Consider the following 1,679-nt stretch of genomic DNA (forward strand, 5'->3'; position numbering starts at 1 on the left):
CTTCGCGGTCCGGGTCGAGGGCCACCTGGACCGCGAGGTAGGCCCGGCACGGCAGCGCGCCGCGCCTGCGCGTGAACGGCCTGCGCCTGCCATGGCAGACGGGGCAGTGCCCGCTCGGGTCGACGCGGTGCTCGGCGAGCACCGTCCGGAGTGCCCCGGCGAGCAACGCGACGTTGAGGCTGTCGAGTTCGGCTCGGACGCCGGGGGAGGTGTCGCGGCCCGAGCGCGTGATCTCGTCGAGTCTGCGGTGCACGCTCGCCTGGAGCGGAGTAGCGATGCTGGGGTCCCGCCCGGACACGTGATCTCCCGAGGGTCGCGTTGGCAACGATTCTGGCCGCGGAGCACGAGCGAGCATACAACTCCGGCTGTGCAAATTGCAGTCCATCGATCGGGGATGCCGCGCGCTACCGAGGGTTTCGCCTTCCGGGCGATCTTGCCGGGCCTGGTTAGATGTGCACGGGCGTTGTCAAGCGGAGGTGAAGCCATGACACGAGGCCACGGTCCGACCGTGCGGCGTCGCAGGCTCGCGGGCGAACTACGGCGGCTGCGGGAGAACGCGCAGCTGACCATCGACGAGGTGGGGGAGAAGCTGGAGTGCTCCGCCTCCAAGATCAGCCGGATCGAGACGGGACACGTGGGCGTCACCCCGCGCGACGCGCGGGACCTGCTCGAACTGTACGGAGTGCACGGCGAGGACCAGGAGGCGCTGGTCCAGCTCGCCAGGGAGGCGCGCAAGCGCGGCTGGTGGCACGCCTACAACGAGGTCTTCACCGGAGCGTTCGTCGGCCTCGAGGCCGACGCCAGCTCGTTGCGGGCGTTCCAGGCCCTGCTCGTGCCCGGCCTGTTGCAGACCGAGCGCTACGCCCACGCGGTGATCCGGGCGATGCGCCCCGGTGCCGACGACTCGGAGATCGAGCGCAGGGTCGCCGCGCGGATGGCGCGGCAGCGTCTGCTGCGCGACCCGCACCCACCGGAGTACTGGGCCGTGGTCGACGAGGCGGTGCTGCACCGGGTCGTGGGTGGACCGTCGGTGATGGCCGAGCAGCTATCCCACCTCGCCGACGCCTGTAGGCTGCCGCACGTGACCGTGCAGGTCGTCCCGTTCGGCGCGGGCGCCCATCCCGGGATGGAGGGCCCGTTCCTCATCCTCGGCTTCCCCGAGCGGGCCGATCAGGACGTGGTCTATGTGGACAGCACCAGCAGCGGTCTCTACCTCGAGATGGAATCCGACGTGCGCCGCTATTCCCTCATGTTCGATCACTTGCGGGCCGCGGCGCTCAAGCCGGATGATTCCGTCGAGGTGATCGTCGGCGCGGCGCGGCGGTTCGACAGTGAGAACGCGACAGTCTCCGATGCGGAGTGAGCGAAGGAGTGAGGATGGCCCTCGACAAGGACACGACGGAACTGCGGTGGCGCAAGAGCAGTTACAGCGGCGGTGGCAACGACTGCGTCGAGGTCGCCTTCACCCGTGACGGCGCGGCGGTGCGCGACTCGAAGAACCCCGCGGGCGGTGCGCTGACCGTGCCCGCCGCGGAGTGGGACGCGCTGCTGGCGGCGGCCAGGACCGGCGAGCTCGACCTGCGCTGAGACGCCGAGGGCCGGACGCGGCCCTCGGCCTGTCCGTCACCGCGCCCGGTCCCTTACCCCGCGCCGCAGGCGGGGTCGGGGTAAGGGACCGC

At 71.0% G+C, this 1,679-nt stretch carries 3 protein-coding genes; 2 read left to right on the forward strand and 1 reads right to left on the reverse strand.

The features are described from left to right. On the reverse strand, nt 1–355 hold a 355-nt coding region (locus SACSA_RS0102020), incomplete at its 3' end, for a hypothetical protein (protein ID WP_048876334.1). Nucleotides 356–484: 129 nt separating this feature from the next. Here SACSA_RS0102020 and SACSA_RS0102025 point away from each other — a divergent pair. Both SACSA_RS0102025 and SACSA_RS0102030 read left to right on the forward strand, forming a co-directional pair. Continuing rightward, on the forward strand, nt 485–1,363 hold the full coding sequence (locus SACSA_RS0102025) for a helix-turn-helix domain-containing protein (RefSeq protein ID WP_019813076.1): 879 nt from the start codon (nt 485–487) through the stop codon (nt 1,361–1,363). A 14-nt stretch (nt 1,364–1,377) separates the two neighbouring features. Then, nucleotides 1,378–1,587: a DUF397 domain-containing protein gene (locus SACSA_RS0102030; protein ID WP_019813077.1), complete on the forward strand. Its 210-nt coding sequence runs from the start codon at nt 1,378–1,380 to the stop codon at nt 1,585–1,587. Nucleotides 1,588–1,679: the final 92 nt, after the last annotated feature.

The organism is Saccharomonospora saliphila YIM 90502 (assembly GCF_000383795.1).
Classification (GTDB): domain Bacteria; phylum Actinomycetota; class Actinomycetes; order Mycobacteriales; family Pseudonocardiaceae; genus Saccharomonospora; species Saccharomonospora saliphila.

Excerpts from the sequence above, each read along its gene's own strand:
- SACSA_RS0102030 (WP_019813077.1), top strand. The coding sequence starts at position 1,378 with ATGGCCCTCGACAAGGACACGACGGAACTGCGGTGGCGCAAGAGCAGT.
- SACSA_RS0102025 (WP_019813076.1), top strand. The coding sequence starts at position 485 with ATGACACGAGGCCACGGTCCGACCGTGCGGCGTCGCAGGCTCGCGGGC.